This window comes from Rhizobium sp. 01T444 (assembly GCF_056398305.1).
Genome location: NZ_JBFTPD010000392.1, coordinates 1 through 529, shown reverse-complemented (window position 1 = coordinate 529; position 529 = coordinate 1). Strand labels below are relative to the sequence as shown.

At 69.9% G+C, this 529-nt stretch carries 2 protein-coding genes; both read right to left on the bottom strand.

All coding sequences use genetic code 11. The features are described from left to right. On the bottom strand, positions 1-212 hold a 212-nt coding region (locus AC1DTN_RS39105), incomplete at its 3' end, for an NmrA family NAD(P)-binding protein (RefSeq protein WP_477925620.1). A 9-nt stretch (positions 213-221) separates the two neighbouring features. Next, positions 222-529 (bottom strand): NAD(P)H-binding protein (locus tag AC1DTN_RS39100; RefSeq protein WP_477925619.1); only part of this gene is annotated, 308 nt, incomplete at its 5' end.

Sequence of the window (529 nt, the reverse complement as noted above, 5' to 3'; positions counted from 1 at the left end):
GCCATGGCCCGGTGCACGTCGTCGAGATCGGTCAGGTCGCCGACCACGACTTCGGCGCCGAGGGCGCGCAGCGCTTCGGCGCGTTCATCTTCCCGGCGCACCATGGCTCGCACCTTGAGGCCGCGGCGCAGCAGCAGGTCGGTGACGGTCGGACCGATCGAGCCGACCTTGCCGGCCGCGCCCGTCACCAGGATGGGTGAGCTGTGTTGCATCGCTTGCCTTCAGGTGGGACGCACGGGAATCTTGCCGATGGCGAGCATCGTCATGACCTGCTCGCCGCGCTGGTTGCGCACCGTCATCTGCGACATGTTGACGAAGGCATCGACACCCCGGTGACGGGCGACGGCCGCCACATTGGTCGTCGCCTCGAGGTAGTTCGCGGCCACCGACATGGCGAAGTACACGCGGCGGCACCCGGCCATGGCCCGGTGCACGTCGTCGAGATCGGTCAGGTCGCCGACCACGACTTCGGCGCCGAGGGCGCGCAGCGCTTCGGCGACTTCGGCGCCGAGGGCGCGCAGCGCTTCGG